The sequence below is a fragment of the Paenibacillus sp. JJ1722 genome, from assembly GCF_048282685.1.
GTDB lineage: Bacteria > Bacillota > Bacilli > Paenibacillales > Paenibacillaceae > Paenibacillus > Paenibacillus polymyxa_B.
Map to the genome: position 1 here is coordinate 3,763,765 of NZ_CP182500.1, position 22,951 is coordinate 3,786,715.

20 protein-coding genes are annotated in these 22,951 nt (G+C 46.7%); 3 read left to right on the top strand and 17 right to left on the bottom strand.

Translation table 11 applies throughout. The features are described 5' to 3' along the window. Positions 1-98: 98 nt before the first annotated feature. The 3 genes from ACM1ND_RS16850 to ACM1ND_RS16860 form a co-directional block, all read right to left on the bottom strand. Complete coding sequence (locus tag ACM1ND_RS16850) at positions 99-1,124, bottom strand: hypothetical protein (protein ID WP_023989310.1); 1,026 nt, start codon at positions 1,122-1,124, stop codon at positions 99-101. Positions 1,125-1,331: 207 nt separating this feature from the next. Further along, a complete protein-coding gene (gene dapF, locus ACM1ND_RS16855) occupies positions 1,332-2,165 on the bottom strand; it encodes a diaminopimelate epimerase (protein ID WP_028540558.1) in 834 nt (277 codons plus the stop codon). A gap of 109 nt (positions 2,166-2,274) precedes the next feature. Next, positions 2,275-5,073, bottom strand: a complete 2,799-nt coding sequence (locus tag ACM1ND_RS16860) for a calcium-translocating P-type ATPase, SERCA-type (RefSeq protein WP_418026362.1) — start codon at positions 5,071-5,073, stop codon at positions 2,275-2,277. A gap of 229 nt (positions 5,074-5,302) precedes the next feature. Between ACM1ND_RS16860 and ACM1ND_RS16865 the strand changes: the two genes are divergently transcribed. Then, positions 5,303-7,048, top strand: a complete 1,746-nt coding sequence (locus ACM1ND_RS16865; RefSeq protein ID WP_418026363.1) for an Rqc2 family fibronectin-binding protein — start codon at positions 5,303-5,305, stop codon at positions 7,046-7,048. 93 nt (positions 7,049-7,141) lie between these two features. On the opposite strand, the gene ACM1ND_RS16870 is transcribed toward ACM1ND_RS16865, so the two are convergent. From ACM1ND_RS16870 to ACM1ND_RS16910, 9 genes are all read right to left on the bottom strand, one after another. Next, positions 7,142-8,011 (bottom strand): PHP domain-containing protein, encoded by an 870-nt coding sequence (locus ACM1ND_RS16870; protein ID WP_023989314.1) that lies wholly within the window; start codon positions 8,009-8,011, stop codon positions 7,142-7,144. Further along, positions 8,011-8,967, bottom strand: coding sequence for a selenium metabolism-associated LysR family transcriptional regulator (locus ACM1ND_RS16875; protein ID WP_049828338.1), 957 nt, complete (start codon positions 8,965-8,967; stop codon positions 8,011-8,013). Before ACM1ND_RS16875 ends, ACM1ND_RS16870 begins: the two co-directional genes overlap by 1 nt. Before the next feature lie 209 nt (positions 8,968-9,176). Next, on the bottom strand, positions 9,177-9,614 hold the full coding sequence (locus ACM1ND_RS16880; RefSeq protein WP_023989315.1) for a hypothetical protein: 438 nt from the start codon (positions 9,612-9,614) through the stop codon (positions 9,177-9,179). A gap of 230 nt (positions 9,615-9,844) precedes the next feature. Beyond that, on the bottom strand, positions 9,845-10,105 hold the full coding sequence (locus tag ACM1ND_RS16885) for a YlbG family protein (RefSeq protein WP_023989316.1): 261 nt from the start codon (positions 10,103-10,105) through the stop codon (positions 9,845-9,847). Positions 10,106-10,144: 39 nt separating this feature from the next. Further along, positions 10,145-10,585 (bottom strand): YlbF family regulator, encoded by a 441-nt coding sequence (locus tag ACM1ND_RS16890; protein WP_013310906.1) that lies wholly within the window; start codon positions 10,583-10,585, stop codon positions 10,145-10,147. Positions 10,586-10,693: 108 nt separating this feature from the next. Further along, positions 10,694-12,718 (bottom strand): helicase-associated domain-containing protein, encoded by a 2,025-nt coding sequence (locus tag ACM1ND_RS16895; RefSeq protein ID WP_076264814.1) that lies wholly within the window; start codon positions 12,716-12,718, stop codon positions 10,694-10,696. A gap of 6 nt (positions 12,719-12,724) precedes the next feature. Then, positions 12,725-14,548 (bottom strand): DNA repair helicase XPB, encoded by a 1,824-nt coding sequence (locus ACM1ND_RS16900; RefSeq protein WP_418026364.1) that lies wholly within the window; start codon positions 14,546-14,548, stop codon positions 12,725-12,727. Positions 14,549-14,724: 176 nt separating this feature from the next. After that, positions 14,725-15,153: a CBS domain-containing protein gene (locus ACM1ND_RS16905; protein ID WP_023989320.1), complete on the bottom strand. Its 429-nt coding sequence runs from the start codon at positions 15,151-15,153 to the stop codon at positions 14,725-14,727. Between the two features lie 84 nt (positions 15,154-15,237). Further along, positions 15,238-16,443: a M20 metallopeptidase family protein gene (locus tag ACM1ND_RS16910; protein WP_028540552.1), complete on the bottom strand. Its 1,206-nt coding sequence runs from the start codon at positions 16,441-16,443 to the stop codon at positions 15,238-15,240. Between the two features lie 251 nt (positions 16,444-16,694). Between ACM1ND_RS16910 and ftsW the strand changes: the two genes are divergently transcribed. Next, positions 16,695-17,954: a putative lipid II flippase FtsW gene (ftsW, locus tag ACM1ND_RS16915; protein WP_023989322.1), complete on the top strand. Its 1,260-nt coding sequence runs from the start codon at positions 16,695-16,697 to the stop codon at positions 17,952-17,954. 226 nt (positions 17,955-18,180) lie between these two features. Here the strand turns inward: ftsW and ACM1ND_RS16920 are convergent, their stop codons facing one another. Then, positions 18,181-18,546 (bottom strand): Asp23/Gls24 family envelope stress response protein, encoded by a 366-nt coding sequence (locus tag ACM1ND_RS16920; protein ID WP_013310912.1) that lies wholly within the window; start codon positions 18,544-18,546, stop codon positions 18,181-18,183. A gap of 192 nt (positions 18,547-18,738) precedes the next feature. Here ACM1ND_RS16920 and cax point away from each other — a divergent pair, with 192 nt between their 5' ends. After that, on the top strand, positions 18,739-19,809 hold the full coding sequence (gene cax / locus ACM1ND_RS16925; protein ID WP_028540551.1) for a calcium/proton exchanger: 1,071 nt from the start codon (positions 18,739-18,741) through the stop codon (positions 19,807-19,809). Between the two features lie 140 nt (positions 19,810-19,949). Here the strand turns inward: cax and ACM1ND_RS16930 are convergent, their stop codons facing one another. The 4 genes from ACM1ND_RS16930 to ACM1ND_RS16945 form a co-directional block, all read right to left on the bottom strand. Continuing rightward, positions 19,950-20,240: a YlaN family protein gene (locus tag ACM1ND_RS16930; RefSeq protein ID WP_007431028.1), complete on the bottom strand. Its 291-nt coding sequence runs from the start codon at positions 20,238-20,240 to the stop codon at positions 19,950-19,952. A gap of 141 nt (positions 20,241-20,381) precedes the next feature. After that, the gene (locus tag ACM1ND_RS16935; RefSeq protein WP_013310915.1) at positions 20,382-20,624 is read right to left on the bottom strand and encodes an HPr family phosphocarrier protein; all 243 of its coding nucleotides are present in this window, start codon (positions 20,622-20,624) and stop codon (positions 20,382-20,384) included. An 89-nt stretch (positions 20,625-20,713) separates the two neighbouring features. After that, positions 20,714-21,829, bottom strand: a complete 1,116-nt coding sequence (locus ACM1ND_RS16940; RefSeq protein ID WP_013310916.1) for an aminopeptidase — start codon at positions 21,827-21,829, stop codon at positions 20,714-20,716. A 76-nt stretch (positions 21,830-21,905) separates the two neighbouring features. Next, complete coding sequence (locus tag ACM1ND_RS16945) at positions 21,906-22,757, bottom strand: hypothetical protein (RefSeq protein WP_023989325.1); 852 nt, start codon at positions 22,755-22,757, stop codon at positions 21,906-21,908. Between the last annotated feature and the right edge of the window lie 194 nt (positions 22,758-22,951).

Sequence of the window (22,951 nt, forward strand, 5' to 3'; positions counted from 1 at the left end):
AACATAAGCCAAAAACAAAAAAAGCCGCCCCACTCCCCGACAAAATGATCTCAGGAGTGAAACGACTCGATTTATCTTTTCTATTTCCTACTACATTTTCATGGCATTTTCCCATCAGAAGAATGAAGAGAGTAAGCGTAAAAAGTCCCTTTTTTATTCACTTTAGCCACAATAGAATCCGTTCCCTTTTGCTGCTTCGAGAACGTATATTGATTCCCTTGAACTTTCACTTTATAGCCCGACAAATTGATATTAAACAACATTTGAGCCTTGGGCTTGACTAGCTTCAAAGCTTCTGAGGCAGTATATTTCGGGCTTGCAAATGTTTTTTTGAAATCTGCGTCATCATTCCAGTCCACCCCATAGGTGGATACGGCCAGCACTTTACCGGTTACCGCGCTAATTTTGACCTCACTCGCCTCGTTTGCATCCTCGAACGACCAATATGAAAGTCCCTTCGTCTCGTCCTTGTACCGTGAAGCGTGCTGTACCTTGATTCGCTGTCCACTCACACGCTTAAATGTGTTCATTGCACGGTTCAGTAACAAAGGGTCCACCTGCTTCAGCGCATAGTCCGCGTTGATGGTAATAGCGTTACCTCGATCCACATCCACATACAACGAGGAAGCTTGTTCTCCTGCGCCCCAAAATACCCAGTAATTTGAAGGCTTGTTGGACTGATAAGGGGATTTGACCCGCCAGAATGCTTCAAATTGCAAAGGACGCTTGCTGTCAAACGCTTTGGCGCTGTTTAGCACTTTCGTCTTGAGTGGCGCGTTCATCGCCTTTCCTAAGCTGCTTATTTTATATCGTATGGTTGTAGAATCCACTCTGTTTTTTTCTTTATTATATTCTGTCTGCAACGTAGCAGTTCCATCTTCCAGTTCGCCTTCTACAATCCAAGTTTTCCCCATATCTGTCACATCGTCAAATTGAAATGCTGTCTTTGAACCGATGAGTTCTTGCACCGCTTTTTCTAAACGGCTTACCACTGTCGGAGTTAGCGAGCCAACCTGCTTGTCCGTCGTTTCCGCGCCAGCAGGAATGGTCGCCGCCTGAACCGGAAGCGCGGTGGCTACAAATATGAGGACTGCAACTGCTGAAATCCAACGAAATTTCCGCACTATGAACGGCCTCCTTATTGTTTTCTCATTTTCTATATTATACATCGTTCAGGCGCCAAAAAAAGACAGAATGTTGCTTTGTTCATCGTATTCCTTGTATACAGCGGCATGTAAGTCCAAAAAAAGAAGACCTACTAAGGTCTTCTTTTCACTCACTTCTATACGATTCATAGGCCAGTTGCACGCTATTTTTAAAGTTCACATGATTTAGAACAGACGACCTTCGTACACGATCTCAGCCGGGCCCGTCATATATATGTGATTATCGTCCTCGCTCCATTCGATATCCAGGTCGCCGCCCTTCAGGCTTACAATGGCGTGGCGGTCGCTGTACCCGTTTAGTACAGAAGCAACAAGTGTAGCACAGGCTCCGGTTCCACAAGCTAGCGTTGGTCCGGCTCCCCTCTCCCATACTCTCATATCTATATGCTTCCGGCTACGTACCGTGGCGAACTCAACATTTGTCTTTTTAGGGAACAGCGGATGGCATTCCAGCTTCGACCCCCAGGCTTCCAGATCAAAGCTTGGCGCATCCTCCACATAAATGACACAGTGCGGATTCCCCATAGATACAGCCGTAAAACGAAAACCACTTCCGCCAGCTTCAATGGGCTCATTAATTACGCTAGACAGATCCAGTGTAGTTGGAATCTTCAAACCCTCAAGAATCGGCTCTCCCATATCCACCTTCACCATACGAACAAGTCCGTTCTCTACAGTTAGTTCGACCTGCTGTACCCCTGCACCCAGTGTCTCGATCGTGATCTGTTCACGGTTGATGTGCTTACGGTCATATACGTATTTAGCAGCACAACGGATAGCATTACCGCATTGCTCGGCCTCCGAGCCGTCCGAGTTAATGATACGCATGCAGAAATCCGCTTTTTGTGACGGCAATATATATACCAACCCATCGGCACCAATACCAAAATGTCGATCACATAGCCGAACAGCTAATTCCGAGGCGTCAGACGGCAAATCCTGATGCCCAAACCAAACGATAAAATCATTACCTAGACCGTTCATTTTTGTGAATTCCATAGCTTACCTCCGCCGTTGCTGCTGATATCATGTTCCTCATGAAGCTTTGATCCCATGATATCATACAGGGCAATAGTGGGAAAGCGATGCGGTATACATGACCTGATTTCTAGGCTGAAAACTTCGTACGTCCCGCTGAAAAGTGTGTATTTCCGCCGCGACGACGGTTGCGTCGACCGCCCCATACACTTCCCGCTCCCATCAGAAACGTGGGAATCCCGGCTGCCACAATGGATAGCGCCCACTCACGCAAACCGAGCGGTACCGTTTTGAAAATAGGTTGCAGCATAGGCACGTACATAACCACCAGCATTAACACTACGGAAGAAAGCACCGCAAGCACGAGATAACTATTTTGAAACGGATTACGATGGAAAATAGAACGGGAACTACGGCAATCAAATACATGAATTAACTGTGCCAGAACTAGCGTAGCAAAGGCAACGGACTGTGCTTTGATCAATTGTCCTGCGTCATCCGGTGCAATACGTAATGTCAGCCAGAAGGCCGCTAGCGTACATAAACCAATCAACAAGCCACGACTAATGATTTTCCAGCCCAGTCGACGAGCAAAAATATTTTCCTTTGCGCCACGAGGTTTGTGCTCCATGAGATCCTTTTCTGGCTGGTCCACCCCCAGAGCCATCGCTGGTAGGCCATCTGTCACCAGATTCACCCATAAAATCTGGATCGGTAACAAAGGTAATGGCAGCCCGGCCATCATGGCAAAGAACATCGTCAAAATCTCACCAACATTGGAGGCGAGTAGATAACGGATAAATTTACGGATATTCTCGTAAATATTCCGTCCTTCCTCAATTGCGGCTACAATCGTTGAGAAATTATCATCACTCAGTACAAGCGCAGCCGCTTCTTTGGTCACGTCCGTCCCGGTAATGCCCATCGCAATACCGATGTCCGACGCCTTTATCGCCGGAGCGTCATTGACGCCATCACCGGTCATGGCTACGACATGTCCGCGTCTTTGAAGTGACTTGACGATCCGTAGCTTGTGCTCCGGCGAAACCCGTGCATACACAGAGACGGTATCAACGGCTTTGTCCAGCGCCGCATCATCCATCACAGACAACTCCTGTCCTGTCAACACATGGGAGCCGCGCTGAAGAATGCCCAGCTGCTGTGCAATGGCCTCTGCAGTTGTACCGTGATCTCCAGTAATCATCACAGTGCGAATGCCAGCACGACGGCACTTGCCAATGGCTTCGCGAACCTCGCGACGTGGCGGATCAATCATGCCTGTCAGCCCGATAAAGATCAGCTGTGCTTCAGCCTCCTCAACAGTGGAGACACGCTCATGCGAGCGGATGTCACGGTAAGCGACACCAAGTACACGCAGCGCCTCTGAGGCCATTCCTTCGTTAGCTGCCAGTACCTTTTGGCGCAGCGTGCCCGTTAACGGAACGACATTTCCTTCCCATAAAATGTAGGAGCACTGACCCAGCAGCACATCCGGCGCACCTTTGGCAAAGACGATGTGTCCTCCCTGGTGGCGTACGAGTACCGACATTCGCTTCCGATCCGAGTCAAAAGGGAATTCTCGCTCCCTTGTGTACAGCTCATATAGCCCTTGTCGCGTGACTCCGCCCTTGGCAGCTAACGTGACCAGTGCTCCTTCCGTCGGGTCACCCTTCAGCTCCCAAACGGCGGACGGCGTCGGCTCTTTGGTCTTCTTTTTCGAACGCAACTCATCTGTATCAGCTTGAACAATTTCAGCATTGTTGCAAAGTACACTGGCTTGTAGCAGTCTACGCAGAGATTGTCCGTTTTTAAGATCAGCAGGAAGGTCTCTATCCATAATATGCCCGTGTGGGTCGTAGCCCTCTCCCGTAACTCCCCAGAAGCGACCGTCCAGCCATAGCTTGGTGACTGTCATTTTATTTTGGGTCAGGGTGCCGGTTTTATCGGAACAAATGATAGATGCACAGCCGAGCGTTTCAACAGAAGGCAGCTTACGCACAATCGCCTTTCGTTTAATCATACGCTGCACACCCAATGCGAGCGCAATTGTCACAATAGCCGGCAACCCTTCCGGTATGGCCGCCACAGCCAAGCTCACTCCGGCCAAAAACATGCTCATGGCTGGCTGTCCATGTAAAATGCCTGCTACGACAACGAGCACCGTTAGCGCCAACGCTACGATAATCAAAATTTTGCCCAATTGCTCCAATCTGTGCTGCAACGGTGTCTCCTGCGACTCCGTATTTTCAATCAAGTCTGCGATCTTACCCATTTCGGTACTCATACCTGTACGTATAACCATTCCTTGTGCGGTTCCTCTGGTCATCATCGTGCCCATAAAACCGATGTTTTTTTGATCCCCGAGTGGTACTTCGGCGGCATGAATAGGGCGGCAATGCTTACTCACCGGAACTGATTCCCCCGTCAGGGCAGACTCCTCTACATCACAGCCGTTCGTACTCAACCACCTTACATCTGCAGGAATGCGATCACCACTTTCCAGCAGCACAATATCACCCGGAACCAGCTCTCTGGCCTGAACTTGAATTCGTTTGCCGCCCCGCAACACTTTGGCGGTTGGAGCCGACAGTTGTCTCAAAGCTCGCAATGAACGCTCAGCTCTGAATTCCTGTACAAAGCCGAGAATTCCATTCAGTACAACAATAGCAATAATGGTAATCGCGTCCAAATATTCACCAAGCAGGCCGGATATCAGGGTCGCTCCCATCAATACGAGCATCATAAAATCCTTGAACTGGTTGAGCAACAGCAAGATTGCCGAAACTCGCTTCCCCTCGCTCAGCTCATTCCATCCTGACCTTTCTCTTCGTTCCGCAAGCTGTTCCTCCGAAAGACCCTGCTTCGGGTCGACTTCCAGACTTGTTGAAAGCTGTTCATTGCTTAATTGGTGCCAGTGTGCTTGTTCCATTCTCCCCAATTCCCTCCCGGTCAGATAGTCCGTTTCCGTCGGTTGTGCGTAGGATGGCTGCCCGTTATTATATTTTTGTGCCGCGATTGCTGATAAGCTGGACAGACTTTCTAGATTCAATCTATTCGGACAGAACCTGAAATATCACAAAGCCGCTTAAGTTTTGTCCCAAAGTTATGTATCATAGAAGGAAGGCGAAAATACATTTGCTTCAAAGGAGAACATAATTATGGCATTGGACGGAATCGTAACCCGCGCTATCGTACACGAACTGCAAGGCATCCGGGGCGGGCGCATTAATAAAATACATCAGCCAAATGATCGCGATATCGTGCTGAATCTGCGGGCACAAGGCGGAAGCGTAAAGCTGCTGCTGTCGGCTAATCCGACCTTCCCGCGTGTACATTTTACAGAACAAAGCTTTCTTAATCCGACAGAAGCCCCTATGTTTTGTATGCTCCTTCGCAAGCATTGCGAAGGAGGCGTTATTGAGAAAATCACACAGGTGGGCATGGAGCGTATTATTCACATGGATATACGTCAACGTGATGAACTGGGAGATATTTCACTCAAACGAATTATCATTGAACTGATGGGTAGACACAGCAACATTATTTTGCTTGACCCGGAAACAGGCGTGATGCTGGATGGCATTCATCATGTCACACCGTCTATCAGCAGCTATCGGGTCATTATGCCTGGCTTTCAATACACGGAGCCTCCTGAACAAAACAAGCTGAATCCACTAGAAACGGAAGAGGCAGCCTTCATATCCTCGTATCAAACAGCGATCGAGGCCGAAGAAGCTCCCAAACGCTGGATCGTGAACACTTTTACTGGACTCAGTCCCCTCATTGCTGAAGAGATACTAGCTCGAGTAACTAATGAAGTATCTGGTGATAGTGATCGTTCACTATGGAGGACATTCAGTCACATCATGGATGACGTGCGGAATCATCGTTTTCAGCCGGTATCTGGACTAAACGCACAAGATAAAGTGATATTCTCAGCCATTCCACTGACGTTGATCCAAGAAGGACGTAAGGAGTACGCTACTATCAGTGAGTGTATGGAGGACTTCTTCGGTGAAAAAGCAGAAAGGGATACGGTTAAGCAAAAGGTCAGTGACCTACTGCGGTTTCTGCAAAACGAGCGGAGTAAAAACCTAAAAAAACTCGACTATCTCCATCAGGATTTGGCCGAGGCGGAAGATGCCGATCAATTTCGCATTTATGGAGAGTTGCTGTTCGCTTCGCTGCATGAGGTGAAAAAAGGTGACAAAGAAGTGACGCTCACTAACTTTTATGATGAGGAACAGCGACCAATGACCATCCCACTGGACCCACTACTCAACCCGTCGGATAATGCACAACGGTATTTTAAAAAATACAACAAATATAAAAACAGCTTGGCTGTCATTGATGAACAACTGGAGAAAACTCACGAAGAAATCCGTTATATGGACAATCTTCTTCAGCAGCTAGCCCATGCCTCTATGAATGACATTGAGGAAATACGTGAAGAACTGGTTCAGCAGGGCTATCTCAGAGATCGGGTCAAAAAAGGAAAGAAAAAGAAGAAAAGCGACCGTCCAACCCTGCACGTCTATACATCATCCGAAGGTATCGAGTTACTGGTCGGCAAAAACAACTTGCAAAATGAATATGTGACAAATCGACTGGCCGGACCAAATGACACATGGTTGCACACAAAGGATATTCCGGGGTCACACGTCGTTATACGTGCTGAGCAATTCGGGGATACGACGCTGGAGGAAGCAGCTCAACTCGCTGCCTATTTTAGCCAGGCCAAGCAATCCAGCAGTGTACCTGTGGACGCCACCCTGATTCGGCATGTACGTAAGCCCAGCGGAGCCAAACCCGGCTTTGTCATCTACGACCATCAGCGTACGCTCTTCATTACACCCGACGAGGAGCTGATCAAAAAAATGCCGAATCGCATCAAAAACGGCTAAGTCTCACTAGCCTATTGAATCCACAAAAAAAGCCCTTTGTTCTTTGCACGGTACACTTCTTGTGTTCCATGCATAAGGCAAGGGGCTTTTTATTTACTTTTGTCCAACAGCAGCCTTCCTCAATTCCTCGACAACCTGACCTTCCACACTACGGCTACCCAGATCACCGTGGAAAATAACACCTTGGCGTGCACCGTGAAAATCCGAGCCGCCAGTTGCAATAAGCCCATACTGCGCCGCCATCGCAGTATATCGGCTCTCAGCCTCAGCATCATGGTCCGAATGTCGCACCTCCAAGCCCACAGGCTTCGCCTCCTCTATAATTGAGCGAACCAGCTCATCATTTCCGTACAAGCCAGGGTGGGCCACCACAGGTACCCCTCCTGCTTCACGAATCCAGTTTATGGCCTCCGTAGGCTCTACACGGGGTACAGACACATATCCGGGCGCTCCTTCCGCCAAGTAACGGTCAAACGCGTCTCGCATATCCTTCGCATATCCCTTTTGAACCAGCGTATCCGCCATATGCGGACGTCCAATGCTTTCATCTGGTGCCAGCGGTCTGCCCATCGTAGCCACCACTTCATCCAGTGTGATTTCCACGCCCAGACTACGCAATTGACTTAAAATCAAATCATTACGGGTATCCCGCGCCTGGCGAAGCTTTTCCAACCGCTCCAAAAACACTTTATTGCGGTAATCCATAAAATAACCCAGTATATGAATATCCTTACCGCCAGCTCGAGTACTAATTTCCACTCCTGGCACCACAGTAATTCCTATGCGTTTTCCCTCCTCCAGAGCTTCTTCCAAGCCAGCTACCGTATCATGATCTGTAATGGCCACACCTGCCAGTCCTTTTTCCTTGGCCCAGCGCACATTATCTACAGGTGGCTGCATACCGTCAGATGCTAGGGTGTGTGTATGTAAATCATATCGTTTTACGCTAATCTGCTCCTTCATTATGCATCCTCCTTCTCTTTCAGCTTTGCAAGCTCGTCCTGCGAGTCCCTCTGCACGTCCGTTCCCTGATCATGACGACGCAAGTAAGACAGGAAGGTTACTACCGGAATCGGCAACAACGCCGACTTCAAATGAATTGCATAAAATTCTCGTTTGAACGTGATATCTGAAATGTTTACAATTTTCAACAATCCGAGCGCAACTTCATGCTTCACCGAAGAAGGTGATAGCATGGTAATACCCAGTCCAGCCTCTACCGCCGATTTGACCGCTCCAGTGCTCCCCATCTCCATTACAATACCAAGTCGGGAGGCATCCACACCACGACTTTTCAGCTCATCTTCTATCACTTGACGTGTACCAGATCCCTTTTCTCTGGCTACAAAAGGATGCTTAAACACATCTTCCAGAACCACTTTTTTAGCCTTGGCCAGCGCATGTCCTGAAGGCACAATCAGTTTCAGTTCGTCCTGCATCACAGGTTCCACCACGATATCTGGATGCTGGACTGGGGCCTCAATCAGTCCTAAATTCAACTGATGTTTTAGTATATCATCCATAATTTGAGTCGTATTCATCACATTCATCGCCATACGTATATGAGGGTATTCCTGGCCAAACGGCCCCAACATTCTTGGTACAATATACTCACCAATCGTTAGGCTGGCGCCAATATGCAATCTTCCCTCCAGCATGTGAGTAAAAGCAGACATCGCCTCGTCAGCTTCCCTGATCAGTTGCATGCTTTTTTTCGCAAAAGGCAATAGTGTCGCTCCCGCCTCTGAAAGCTCGATTTTTTTAGTCGAACGTTGCAGCAGCTTCGTGCCGAAATAATCTTCTAAAGACTGAATTTGCATCGTCACCGCAGGTTGTGTCATATGCAGCGCTTGTGCCGCCGCCGAGAAGCTTCCGCGCTCCGCTACGGTATAAAAAATGTGCAACTGATGAAAGTTCATACTGACAGCCCTCTCCCCTCTGATCTCCCTATTTTAACATAAGAAAAACATCTGTCGAAGTATTTCCAAGTAAACTTACCGAATTGGAGAGTTATATTGACGGAAATAAAAAAAGCATGCAGCTAATAACTGCATACTTTCTACTCAAAGTTGACGGTAATCATAAGTTCGGAGATTTTTTCGCCTAGGGCCGACCGCCCAATCACCGTCTATTTTTGCTTACGAGTGCTTTTCATCAGTGTCATGCGCCGCGAATGGCGTAGCCATGAATAGTATGACTTCAAATCCCTTAATTCAATGGTCTCCGACATCCGGCCCAAAAAGGTAATGACAATCATCTTGTGCAGCGGATTCCCCGCAATATCCATCTCGCCGGGCAACTCTCCAAATTCGGCCACGACGACCAGATCACCATCAATTAAATATACATCCTCTTCGTTATGATAGTAGGACTCCATCCTGTTTTGCTTCAGGCATTCCCAAAGCCAGGCGGCGATATGATTCGTCTCGGACTGTTTCTGCTCTATCCGATCTAAGTAGCGAGTTTTCGCATGATTTGTAATCACGATATCGGCGACTTTTTTATCGCCCATCTCCACGTAGAACGGTTCGTATGTACTCCATCGCTGCATTGCTTTGTCACGCACGGGATCACTCTCCCCACCAGATAGGTCTTTATATCTACCAATATATTCATATGTTACCTCAACAGACCCGGGACTACAAGTTACAAAATTGAAGTTTATGGGCGATTTTTAAAGATTTTTTAGGTCTAACAGCATTAAGACCATTATGCAAAAGTCCTGGCTTTACAAAAAAAAGCCAGCCCGTAGGCTGACCTTTTAAGAATATTTTACAATTTATATACATTAGAAGCTTATATTTCATATTCTTTCATCTTTTCCTTATCGTCGTTGTACTCCGTCCTAATCTCATTTCGAAAAGAGCGCTCGACCTTACGCACATAGGAAAGTCTGCGAATATTTTTAACGGTGTCTTCTGCCCGATCCGCATTCATATATATAACTACATAATGCATACGCTTTGAAATAAAGTGGACATTTCCGTATTTCTCCAGATTGCGGGCAGCCTTGATATCGCTTACCCAAATGATGTACCCTGTCCGCTCGGCAAACATTCGCTTCATCTCCCCTCCACTCGGTATCATTCCTATGACCTATCCACAGGAGCATTTCCCTCCGCTGCCACATCCGCCCTTTTTCACATTCGGATCATTGCTCGGCACCTTAATGGTCTCGGACACGGAATATGCAATCGTTTCAGACATGGCATGAAGCATATCATCCAGCGCCTTTTCGGCTCGTTTGAACTCCTTAACATCCACGAATTGTTCCAGTTCCAGCTCAACGACCTGCACTGCATCCTTCGCTTCATGATAGTTCGGATGAAAATGCCCAAAACGCTCCGTTTCCGCGAATAGCTCCTTTTTGGCATCCAGCTTGCGTACACACGCCTGAATAGACGGGTTCAATTCCACACGCTGTTTCCAATATAAATAATCCGATACCTCAAAGGATCGGTTGACCATATCGCCCAATTCATAGGCGTTAATAAGCACTTCTGCCATATTGACCGTATTCAATTCGGCTACGCTCATGAATGTTCATCTCACTTTATATAAAGTTCTACCCTGTATAAGTAGACTCATTTATCATACCACATCCTTCTTTTGAGAAGAAGGAGTTTCATGCACTTCCTGGCTCTACTATGTAAAAGGAACCAGCAGCCGCATGTCTGACCATTCACTTGGCTGTAAAGTCGCAGGAGAAGGTGCTTCGTCATCCATTCCTGAGGCGTACCAGCCTGTGACACTCCATGGTGCACCGGGAACCACCGCCTCCGGTATCCATTTAACCTCTTTCCCACCGATTCGCAGTCCCACAGCAGCCTGCCAACGAATCGCTTGCTCGATCAACTGCCGGGCAGTGGAAGTATGGTAACTCCTCCATTCTTTTGTCCATGAGGAGGGGACTGTAGATCTTTCTGGAAAATAGTCAGACGGATCAGGCAGCGTGTGCTCTTGTTCGTAAAAATGCAGCGTGCGCCCAGTATAAACAAAACCTGCTCTTCCCTCTTGGGAAAATATAGAACGGGCTTGAGTAGGGTCGGACTCCATTTCACTGTTGGGGCTGCCTGAACTTATGTTCTCTGGTTCCAAAATCAATGGATAATGATGAGTCGGATCGTCCACACCTTCCAGTTCACGACGTGGACCTAATCCAATTGCAGCAAGCGTTTTTCGTATTTTGACAGCAGAGCTCGCCGGAATAATAAAGTCCCTGTCACCGAGCCGTTCCAGCAATCCTTCCAGCGCGGGATGGCGTGCAACCATGTCTGCATCCTCCTGTGTGCCACATCGCAAAAGTGTTACCGTTGCAAAAGCCGTCCGTCCGACATCGCCTGCCCACTGTTCTACCGTCATGCGTACATGATCAGGCACACCTGTCCGGCTGAACTTGTGCAGAAGAGCAGGAATTGCTTTGGCCTTCATTCCTAACTCGATTGCCTCTGTAACACTTTCTCTGGTGATCCGGTATACTACCATCCGATCTCCTGTCACACGTTCACAGCAGCATTCCAGTCGCCAGCGCACATCATATGCCACATCTGGTGGAACCAATATTTCAAAATCAGGTTGTACATAAAAAGTACCTTGTTCTTGATGTGTATCCTCGTAATTATTGGGACGAAGCATATCTATCACCGATACATCCCAGCGAAAACACAGTTCGCCCGATGCAGTCTGGCCCCAATCGCCCATTCCAAAAGCAGTCAGTGCCTTCAGCCAACCCTTCAATTCCTCCATGAAAGGTCCATTGAAATTAAAATCAGATACCGTTTCTCCCGCAAACCCTTCCGTATTTGAGATTGTAGGAACAAGGTCTAAAAGGGCACCGTTCTTGGGATCAGCTCCGTTCGTACTCTCCTGCTGGATCAGACCTACCTGAAGCATCCATTGCAGCAAACACTTGATAGATATCCACCCTTCTGATCCTACATACTGGGAGACGGCACACAGCATATAGCGAAAATGCTGCATAGACGCTTCGGCCTTGCCGTATCTTTCCATGAGTGTAGCAAAAATATGCTTGCGCATTTGCCAAGCAGACAAACGAATCCAAGTCTCCAGTTCCGTTTCCTGAACGCGAAAAGACACAGTTTCTTTCACTAACAGACCCAAACTGAGTAGCAAATCCATCATTACCACCGTTTGCACTGGATACAGCTCTGCATGCGCATAATGCAACCCAAGACCTATCAGGTCCTCTGGGCGAAAGGGGGTCAGTTCATTCAATTTTTGCAATGACCGCTTATGTATGGTTCCTTTGGCCGTCAAAGGAACGCCCTGTACCGCAATACGTGACAACGCATGCAGCAAATCCGACTCCAGGCCTGTCATTGATTCATGTACCATTATCGGATGATCCGAATGCATCATGTTCATTGGATTTTGCTCTAACAACATATCGTACAGATCCGGTAGCCGATGAACCGGAATATATAAAATTCGTTCGCCCCACGATTTGGTAACAGCCTCCAGCCAGCCCCGGGCACGTAATCCACGCAGTGCCAGTTTCGTTTCGACTCCGCTTAACGCTCCCCGGGTAAGCTGTATAGGTTCTTCTTCCTTCATGGGCTGTCCCGCGTACCGGATAAAGCATTGTCTAAGCACCAGCAGCTCATCTGATGAAAGCTCATTCCAGCTGTCTTGCGTGTTCGTTACGCCCATTCTTGATTAGGCCTCCTTTTTCTTTCCACGATCTCCAGGCTTATCATCCCGGCCTACGATAGCCTCTGTCACACTAAATCTGCGAACTGCATATTCATAGCCTTGCTCAATCAGAAACAGCTGACGACGAGCTGCAAAATCCGTCTCCTTGCTATTCTCCGTCACTAGCGCATAAAAATAAGCTTTATTCTCGCCCGACTTTGGTCGCAAAATGCGGCCCAGTCGCTGCGCTTCTTCCTGACGAGAGCCAAAGCTACCCGATACCTCTATGGCTACTGCCGCATCCGGCAGATCCACCGCAAAGTTTGCAACCTTGGATACCAATAGGGTCCGAATTGTACCCTTGCGGAACGCATCAAACCAACGCACCCGCTCCGTCTGGCTCATTGAACCCGTAATCAGTGGGACACCGAGCTCCTGAGCCAATATACGCAATTGGTCCAAATATTGACCAATAATAAGCGTGGGCAAGCCGCTGTGCTGCTGCATCAGGCTACGTACCGCCTCCAGTTTGACCGGATTTTCGGCTGCAATTCGGTACTGCTGTCTACCCTCGGCACGCATACTGCGCTCCAAAAGTTCAGCTGTCATTGGAAGCCGTAGCTCCACACAATCGACCTGAGCGATCCAGCCCTGTCGCTCCAGTTCCTTCCACGGCATATCATACCGTTTGGGTCCAATTAAAGAGAACACATCGCGTTCACAACCATCCTCTCGAACCAGCGTGGCTGTTAACCCCAAACGACGGGTAGCCTGAATGTCAGCCGTCGCCCGGAATACTGGCGCGGGCAGCAAATGAACCTCATCATATATAATGAGTCCCCACTTCCGCTCACTCAGCAGTTTCATATGCTCAAAATCCCCATCTTTGGTGCGACGGTGTGTCAATATTTGGTAGGTCGCCACCGTAATCGGACGCACCTCTTTTTTCTGACCACTATATTCCCCAATGGAATCGGGAGGAATATCCGTTTTTCGTTTTAACTCTTCTACCCATTGCCGTACAGAAGTAGTATTAGATGTTAGAATAAGCACCTCGCACTGAAACCGATTCATTACCGCCATACCAATCACTGTTTTTCCGGCTCCGCATGGAAGCACCAGTACACCACTACCCCCTAAGCCGTCCGCTCCTTCAAACGCATCAGCGGCCTTTACTTGATAATCACGAAGCTGCAACTTTGTTTTTCCCTTTCCCAAGGTAAAACTAAGCTGATTCCCTTCAAGATAGCCTGCCGTATCCACAACGGGATATCCCAAGCGCGTTAATTCCTGCTTGAGCAAGCCCCGATTTTCGGACGGGACCGACGCGCTTACCTCATCAAGTCGAAGTAAACCAAGCTGTTTAAGCTCTTGCTTGGTCAGTAGCTTACCCAGTAAAGCGGGGGTCTCTGCTGCCAAGATCAAGCGATCACCCATTGTATAGCTGTTGGCTTTCCCTGTCTTTATACCTCCGTCTGGCTCATGCTCAGCACGGTATGCGCCAATCATATCTGTGCTATAAGTTCGCTCTTCTTCCGTACCCTCCCGTGAAAGCGTCAACGTCCCATAACGAGAAACGAGCTGTTCAATATCCTTCAACAAATCACGTGGAATATCCCAACGGGACATGGAGTGCAAACTATTTTGAATGTCCTCAGCACTCCATCCGAGGGCAGCTGCGTTCCACAAAGACAATGGAGTGATGTGGTATGTATGAAAAGCGGACGGGCTTTTAACCAGCTCCGCATAAATCTGCAACTGTGAACGAGCCCATTCTGAACCGGGCAAGCCCATCTCCAGCAGAACGGTAAAATCACGTTGTACAATACAAGGATGATCTGGATTCATAACTACCTCCTGATAATCTAACAATACATCATTTTAAACTTATATAATAAATAGCTTATCCGTTTATTGGCATATCAACCAGAATAGCAAGGAGCCCAACCCATATTCGGGTTGAACTCCTGATTAGAAGCTCGGGGTAAAGATCTCCCCAAACTAATGCTACCTTAATTATTCTTCTAGTGGACCTGCTCGGAAATATGACTAAGCGCCTCTCCAGCGTTGTCTGCAAAAATATTACGAACAGCCAAATCCCCGATCGAGACAATCCCGATCAGACGGTCTCCTTCCGTTACGGGCAAACGACGGATTTGCTGTTCTGCCATCAGTTCAGCTGCTTGGTCCACCGACATGTCCGCACTGGCTGTACGAATACCTGTCGTCATGACGGTATCGACCGAACCCGAACCCGAATTTTTAGCCGCATAACCGCGAACGACAAGATCACGGTCCGTTACTACACCGATCAACTTATCACTGCCTTCGCTTTCCACAACCGGAATAAAACCAGTATCATTGTCCTTCATTTTGACCGCAATTTCATAAATATTGTCCTGCGGGGTAACCGTTACGCATTTTTTAGTCATAACTTCCTGAACCTTTTTCATGGGTACTCCCTCCTTTTCAACAGTAGGGTACCCCATTTCATTAACCTCATACTCCAGATTGAACCGTTCCCAATTCAACTCATTTTAGCCCTTAATTGCCCCTGCGTTTCGTTCCGCAGCGTATCCCATAGACATCGCAATAAACAAACGAACCGCGTTAATCATAGCATCCTCATCAAAATCAAATTTTGGATGATGGTGTGGATAAACTGCTCCTTTAACTGGGTTACCCGCTCCTACGAACATGAAGCAACCTGGCACACGTTCCAAATAATACGCAAAATCTTCAGCAGGCATCAGCTTCGACGCTTCCTGCACATTCTCCTCGCCGAAAACAGATTTTGCTTCATTAAAGAAACGAGATGCTTCATGTGTGTCATTGACAACTGGTGGGTATCCCATAATATAGCGAACCTGTGCTGTTGTACCGTATGTTGCGGCTGTAAGCTCCGTCACCTCATGCAGTCGCTCCTTCATTACCGTTCGTGTCTCCTCATCAAACGTACGAATCGTTCCACTCAAGCGACACGTTTCTGCGATCACATTTTGCGCAGAGCCCCCTTGGATGGTTCCCACCGTCAGCACGGCAGGTCGTAATGGGTCGACTGAACGGCTTACAACACTTTGCAGTTGCATAACAAGAGCTGAACCCGCCACGACACTATCATTAGTGGACTGGGGCATCCCACCATGCCCACCCTTACCTGTGATTTCAATATAAAAATCGTCTGCCGCCGCCATCAACGGCCCTGCGCAACTCGCGGCCGTCCCGACCGGAAAAGGTGTCCATAAATGGATGCCATAAATGACATCCACACCTTCCAATATACCATCCTTTATTACACTGACCGCTCCGCCAGGCAGCAATTCCTCCGCAGGTTGGAACAACAACCGAATTTCTCCTTGCAGCTCGTCCCGATTCAGACTGAAATAGTAAGCCGTTCCAAGCAACGCGGATGTATGTCCGTCATGGCCGCAAGCATGCATGGCTCCGTCCACGCTGGAGCGATATTCACATTCCTTTTCATCCTGAATAGGAAGAGCATCCATATCGGCGCGCAGCAAGACGACAGGCCCAGGTTTAGCACCACGAATGGTGCCTACAACACCGTGTCCCCCTACCTGACGGCGAATCTCGATTCCCCAACTCTCCAACTTATCCGCCACAAAAGCTGCGGTTTTGCTTTCTTGAAAGGAAATTTCGGGATTCTTATGTAAATGTCTACGCCACTCCACCATGTTTTCTTGCAAACGATCAAACCAGATCTTATCTATCGCATGTTGTGTCAATTCTGCTCCACCTCTCCTTTTAAAGCACCGGGCAAGTTCCCGAATTAATCATGCAGCGTCACCACGTATGCACCGCTGCTCTCAAGTCTTCATTTTCATCCTATTGTAGCAGATATGGAATTGTTGCGATATCTGTTGCTTCAGGGAGGTTGCAGAAGCCCAACAAACATAATATGATAAAATGGATAAACGATAAAATGATAACCGTCTGCGAGGAATATACCTTGTGGCGAATACCGGGGGAAGCTGATATGAGAAATACGAAGCCGGAGACTCGAAGAAGAGGCACACCGGATTTTCAATTGCTGATCCTCACTTTGTTATTGGTTGGATTCGGTGTAATTATGGTATTTAGCTCCAGCTCCAGCGTAGCTCTGCTGAATAAAGAATACAATTTTGACTCTTTATATTTTGTGAAGCGCCAATCTGCTTTTGCTGTACTTGGACTTTTTATTATGTTGGTAGCTATGAATATTAAGATGGAAAAATATAAAAAGCTTTTTGTACCTTTATTTTTCATAACTATATTACTGCTAATCATCGTTCTTTTTACAGGCTCACTTAACGGCGCAAAAAGCTGGCTCAGGTTTGGTAGTGTTGGCTTCCAACCAACGGAGCTTGCAAAAATTTCCATCATTCTTTACTTATCCGCACTAATCGTCAAAAAAGGAGATCGCTTTAGAGATCTGCGGACTGGCTACATACCTGTAACAGTCATTGTAGGCTGTGTTGCAGGACTCATCATGCTTCAACCTGATTTAGGCTCCTGCTTCATTTTGGTTGCTACCAGTGGTCTGATTATTTATGCCGGTGGAGCCAGTGTCAAGCATATTACAGCATCAATTGTTCTGCTCGTGCTAGGCGCTTCCATCGTATTTGGCATTGGGTCGTTGTTTGGAGGAGATTCTGGAACCACAGATGGACAAGCTGCTGCCAAGCAAGATTATAAAATCGGACGCTTTCAAGCCTTTCTTAATCCCGAGAAATATAGACAAGGAACAGGATACAATCTGGTACAGTCCTTGCAAGCTATAGGTGAAGGCGGTTTAAACGGGGCAGGATTTGGTAAAGGTATTATCAAGCTTCACTATCTTCCTAATTCATTTAATGATTTTATCTTTTCTGTAATTGGTGAAGAATTCGGATTTGTCGGAACAGCCATATTCCTGATGCTATATTTGTATTTCATTTGGCGAGGCATGATCATTGCTCTGCGTTGCCATGATCCGTTCGGAACGTTGGTAGGCACTGGCATCATGGGTTTGATCGCTATTCAGGCCTTCATTAATATCGGCGGTGTAACCCAAACGATTCCAATCACTGGCGTAACGCTTCCATTTATCAGCTTTGGTGGCTCCTCCCTACTTGTCATGATGTTTTCCATGGGCATTATGCTCAGTATTTCTCGTGAGAACACCAAACAAGCGGTGCAGGAACGCACCACAGGGGTAGCTGTCCGTAATGAAGTACCCAATCGCTTTCAAACGCGTAGAACCAACCGTTTTCGTTAAAAAAAGAACTTCCATGGACCACTTACAACGGTGGCTTTGGAAGTTCTTTTGGTTATGTATAAAAATACGGGAATCCTCTGCAAAAATGGCTATACTGTTGACTCACAAAACGAAAACTGGCGATTCTATAACCACCAGTTTTCGTGTTTTTATTCGGGTTATCCCACGGAATTCCCGGCATGTATACAATTGGTGAAAAACGTCAATTTATCGGTTCCTGATTCTTTTACACTGCGTCGTCCTTGAACGCGACACCTTCCACTTTTACGTTCACTTCCACGACCCGCAAACCCGTCATACTTTCGACGGCTTCTCGCACATTTTGCTGAAGAATTCGGGACACCTCATGAATAGGTGTTTCGTAGAGCACGATAATACGTAGATCAATGGCAGCTTCCAGCTGTCCAACCTCCACTGATACGCCTTTTTGCACATTTTTACCGCTCAGCCTTTTGGCCCAGCCTTCCGATAAACCGCCTGACATTGCAGCAATGCCCGGTGTCTCTAATGCGGCCATCCCGGCAATTTTACCTACGACATCGTTGGAAATCTTGATGTTTCCTGCTTCCAGTTGTTGAATTTGCTCTGCCATGACCTATGTCCCCCTTCATCCATCCTTTATTTGTATTGTAAAGCCTCAGCCACTCCAAATGCAAACCCTACGTATGAAAAACAACTTTCGTTTACAACCTATATCATTTTGGGTATATTAATTTAGAAAATCCATACAAGTGACAGCTTTCACCAAACTTGTACACATCTATTGATATCGAGGTGCTCTTCATTGAAAAAATGGTTATCTCCCGCTTTGCTTATAGTGACATTTGCTCTTAGCGCAGTCGCTCATTACACGCATTGGAACGCTATAGCCCAATTTGTCATTTGCGCAATTTCTGTTGTATTCGTAGCCGGTTTTCTCGGCAGGGCGACCGAAAGTGTCGCGCATTATGCTGGCCAACGTTTAGGCGGATTCTTAAATGCCACCTTTGGTAACGCAGCCGAACTGATCATCGCCATCTTTCTTGTTAAAGAAGGTCTTTACGATATGGTAAAGGCCAGTCTTACCGGTTCCATCATCGGTAATCTGCTGCTGGTGCTCGGAGCAAGTCTGTTCGCTGGCGGTTTAAAGTACAAAGTGCAAAATTTCAATATATCGCTGGCTGGATTAAGTGGTTCTCTGATGATTGTGGCTGTTATTGCCTTGTTCGTTCCAGCTGTCTTTCTGAACACACACGTTATCACGGATAACGAATCAGATACGCTCAGCCTCATTGTCGCAGGCACGCTCATTGTCGCGTATATTGCGTGGCTTATTTTTTCTATGATTACGCATAAGGACTATTTAGCTGATGTGACCGAACAAAAAGATGAAGAATTGCCACATGAGCATGCCCCTGTGTGGTCCAGAAACAAATCCATTGCCTATTTGGTACTCGCTACTGTCATGGTCGCTTTTGTCAGCGAATGGCTGGTAGGTACACTGGAGGTATTTACGACCCAATTTGGGCTCAGCGAATTGTTTGTAGGTGCCTTCCTCGTCGCTATTATTGGTAATGCAGCCGAACACAGCGCTGCTATTTTACTGGCGATGAAGAACAAAATCGGTGCATCTGTCGAAATAGCTATCGGCAGCAGTTTGCAAATTGCACTATTTGTTGCCCCTGTGCTGATTTTTATCAGTTACTTTATGGGAAACACGATGAATATTGTTTTCACCACAATTGAGCTGGTCGCCATTGCTGTCGCTGTATTTATCGCCAAATCCATCACCCAGGACGGCTCAACCAACTGGTATGAGGGACTCATGCTACTGGTAGTGTATGTATTGTTAGGTGTATCCTTCTTCCTTGTGTAGCTTTTAAGGTTTTAAAATGTGCATTAGGATGGTGGAAGGGCGATGCGCTTTCACCATCCTAAAAGAACATTTTTTTAAAAAAGGCATCAAAAAAAGCATGCTCTCAAACTACGCATGCTCTCATCAATTCAACCGTCTTCCTAATTGGCCTTATTATTCATGGCCTCATATAGAATAGCCAGATTGCGTTCCAGCTCACTGACCAGCTGTTTACCTACCATTTCCGGAAGAAGTCCAGCGCGAACCGCAAAATCCACTTCCTTGGAAAATCCGTACATCTGAGTATCCAGCACTTCCTCATAGAGAGGGCAATAACGGGTTGCCAGATTCTCCATCTGTACTTCAATAAGCTTCTTTATTTTATCTGCATCTTCCTGAAGCAGATTAATAGCCTTGATATTCAATTGTTCCTGCAAATCAGATGAAGTCATGGATTCTTCCCCCCTATGTCTCAATGTCGCACAAGACGTCCTATCCTTAATATTAGACCAAATTGCAGGCTAATACAAGAACCTGACAAAAAAAGCATCCCTACAGTTACAGGTAGGGATGCTTTTGCTTCAAGAATAAAGTTAGCTGGCTACTGAAATATGAAGTCCGTGCTTCTCGAACACCTCGATGATCGCTTTCTTAGCTTCCTCCGCATCTGGTCCATGAACGTGTAGTTCATAGCTATGGCTGCTGACTAGGGTCGTAAACAAGCCCAGTATACTTTTCACATCAATATACTTATTTTCGGAATGAAGGACGATGGAAGAGGTGAACTTGCTCGCCGTCTGTGCAATTTCAACAACAGCCGCGTTATTATTGGACATAGAGATCCCTCGCTTTACTGAATTGTCATGTATCGTTACTCATCCATAATAATACATTGAAATCGCTTTCTCAGCAAGAACGGATATCGTTATTTTAAATTTTCAGGGTTTAATGGCTCCAGCTCAGGCAGTACAAAGATGCCGTCTTTACGAATCAAAACATCGTCAAAATAAATTTCACCACCGCCGTATTCTGGACGCTGAATCAACACCAAATCCCAGTGGATGGATGAACGATTACCGTTATCCGCTGTTTCATAAGCTTGACCTGGTGTAAAATGCAAGCTGCCAGCGATTTTCTCGTCAAACAAAATATCCTTCATTGGATGTAAAATGTGCGGATTAAACCCGATGGCAAACTCGCCAATATAACGTGCTCCCTCGTCAGAATCAAGAATATCATTCAGCCGCTTCGTATCGTTACTCGTCGCTTCCACGATCTTACCATTTTCAAAACGGAATTTAACATTTTCAAAAGTAATACCATTATATAGGGTTTGTGCATTGTAGCTGATAGTTCCGTTAACGGAATCACGTACAGGTGCGCTGTATACTTCGCCATCCGGGATATTGCATTGACCTGAACACTTGATAGCTCCGATTTGCTTAATAGAGAAATTCAAATCCGTACCCGGTCCGCTGATCCGTACCTTGTCCGTCCGATTCATCAGGTCTGCCAATGCATCTTGAGCTTTGTCCATTTTTGCATAATCCAGATTACACACATCGAAATAAAAATCTTCGAATGCTTCTGTGCTGATATTCGCCAATTGAGCCATGCTGTCATTCGGATAACGCAGCACTACCCATTTGGTGTGTTTCACCCGTTGTTCGCTATGTACCGCATGCTGATAAATGGAATTATACATTTTCATTTTATCTTCCGGCACATCTGACAGATCATTTACATTTTCCCCTGCACGAATTCCGATGTAGCAGTGCATTTGCTTCATCCGGTTAAGGTCAATCTCAGCCCAGGTCTCCAGCATTTCCTTTGTCGCGTGACGAAGCATGGCGCTCTGTACCTTACGGTCTGTAAGTTGTACAAAAACATTTCCACCTTTTTTACCAACTTCATGAATGATGGCGTTAAGCAAGTCACGCTCTGTACCAATCATTTCGATCAATACATTTTCTCCAGGCTGCACCTCAACAGAGTAACCTACCAAATTTTCCGCCAGCTTAAGTATTCTAGGATCTTTCATGTAGTGTCTCTCCTTCTCTATTTCATTCTTTTTGAACAATGGTTAATTCAAAATTCATTGTATCACGCCCGCTCCTTTACTTGTAGTCCTCAAAAGTAACTCTGGTTATCAAAGCCTCTTGATGCAGCTCTTCATTCACTCCCTGTCGGGAAATCCTGCATTCCGATGAAAGCTTTAAGGGTAAACCTGTTTGGCGATCTATGGTCAGATGATACACAGTACGCACAATGGATTGCTCCAACTGGTTGCTCATATCCTCACAACTTTGTGACCATACTTGAGTCAGCTTCTTTTGCAGTTCTCGATTCGTTCCTGTATGCTGCGTTTTTAATATCCCGATTTGAGGGTTTAACGTATTCATTTCTTTTATTAAACGATCTTTCAACCAGCGCTTTGCCGAAGCAGATTCCGGTTCAATCCTCAACATCCAAGTTCCCCGGGCAGCTCCCGTTTCCATACGAATGCTCTTATTCAGTGTATTTAATTCCTCAAGCTCCTGAATCGGATTGAAGCGATTTAACATACCATTTCCACCCAGAGGGGGATAACCGGATGTCAGCGCAACCCATTTTCCACTCTGACGAAGAAAATGTTCTTGTGTAACATCATGCTCGGACTTACCTTGTTGCAGGGCTACGTAGCCACCTTGCTTACGAAAAGCTTCTGTAGAGCCCCAATGCATGATCAATTCATCGTGATTTCTTAGCCTACCGCGATATTCAAACTGCTTATTCGTTGGCAGACCACTGTCAGCTCTAATTGCAGTCCGTCCAGTAAACGTTACCATCTCTTTGCCAGCCATTCCTGCAACAGATCTCTTAAAAATCTGCTCAGGAGTATATTGTCGATCCAGTGCACAACCACTTAACACACCTATCACAAGGAACACACCACAAACCTGCATCACCCATTGCTTTCTCCAATGCATCCCATCATCCATCCTATCCTGAACATAACTGTACTCATGAGCAATAATCCTGCTTCAAGGCAGTTATGCTACCTGGTTCACTTTATCGTGTTTTCCCTATAGTTCAAACATACACACGATAAAGCTACGTTTAGGATTACCTGTCTGCAATGGGTTATGCAAGACAAAAAGAGAACATTCCCTAAGGAATATTC

Bases quoted from the DNA above. Each gene is read 5' to 3' on its own strand.
- ACM1ND_RS16865 (WP_418026363.1), top strand. From the start codon at position 5,303: ATGGCATTGGACGGAATCGTAACCCGCGCTATCGTACACGAACTGCAA.
- ACM1ND_RS16870 (WP_023989314.1), bottom strand. From the start codon at position 8,011: ATGAAGGAGCAGATTAGCGTAAAACGATATGATTTACATACACACACC.
- ACM1ND_RS16875 (WP_049828338.1), bottom strand. From the start codon at position 8,967: ATGAACTTTCATCAGTTGCACATTTTTTATACCGTAGCGGAGCGCGGA.
- ACM1ND_RS16940 (WP_013310916.1), bottom strand. From the start codon at position 21,829: ATGAAAGATCCTAGAATACTTAAGCTGGCGGAAAATTTGGTAGGTTAC.
- ftsW (WP_023989322.1), top strand. From the start codon at position 16,695: ATGAGAAATACGAAGCCGGAGACTCGAAGAAGAGGCACACCGGATTTT.
- ACM1ND_RS16885 (WP_023989316.1), bottom strand. From the start codon at position 10,105: ATGTTTGCCGAGCGGACAGGGTACATCATTTGGGTAAGCGATATCAAG.
- ACM1ND_RS16890 (WP_013310906.1), bottom strand. From the start codon at position 10,585: ATGAGCGTAGCCGAATTGAATACGGTCAATATGGCAGAAGTGCTTATT.
- ACM1ND_RS16945 (WP_023989325.1), bottom strand. From the start codon at position 22,757: ATGCATTGGAGAAAGCAATGGGTGATGCAGGTTTGTGGTGTGTTCCTT.
- ACM1ND_RS16905 (WP_023989320.1), bottom strand. From the start codon at position 15,153: ATGAAAAAGGTTCAGGAAGTTATGACTAAAAAATGCGTAACGGTTACC.
- ACM1ND_RS16930 (WP_007431028.1), bottom strand. From the start codon at position 20,240: ATGACTTCATCTGATTTGCAGGAACAATTGAATATCAAGGCTATTAAT.
- ACM1ND_RS16860 (WP_418026362.1), bottom strand. From the start codon at position 5,073: ATGGAACAAGCACACTGGCACCAATTAAGCAATGAACAGCTTTCAACA.
- ACM1ND_RS16935 (WP_013310915.1), bottom strand. From the start codon at position 20,624: ATGTCCAATAATAACGCGGCTGTTGTTGAAATTGCACAGACGGCGAGC.
- ACM1ND_RS16920 (WP_013310912.1), bottom strand. From the start codon at position 18,546: ATGGCAGAGCAAATTCAACAACTGGAAGCAGGAAACATCAAGATTTCC.
- ACM1ND_RS16895 (WP_076264814.1), bottom strand. From the start codon at position 12,718: ATGGGCGTAACGAACACGCAAGACAGCTGGAATGAGCTTTCATCAGAT.
- ACM1ND_RS16900 (WP_418026364.1), bottom strand. From the start codon at position 14,548: ATGAATCCAGATCATCCTTGTATTGTACAACGTGATTTTACCGTTCTG.
- dapF (WP_028540558.1), bottom strand. From the start codon at position 2,165: ATGGAATTCACAAAAATGAACGGTCTAGGTAATGATTTTATCGTTTGG.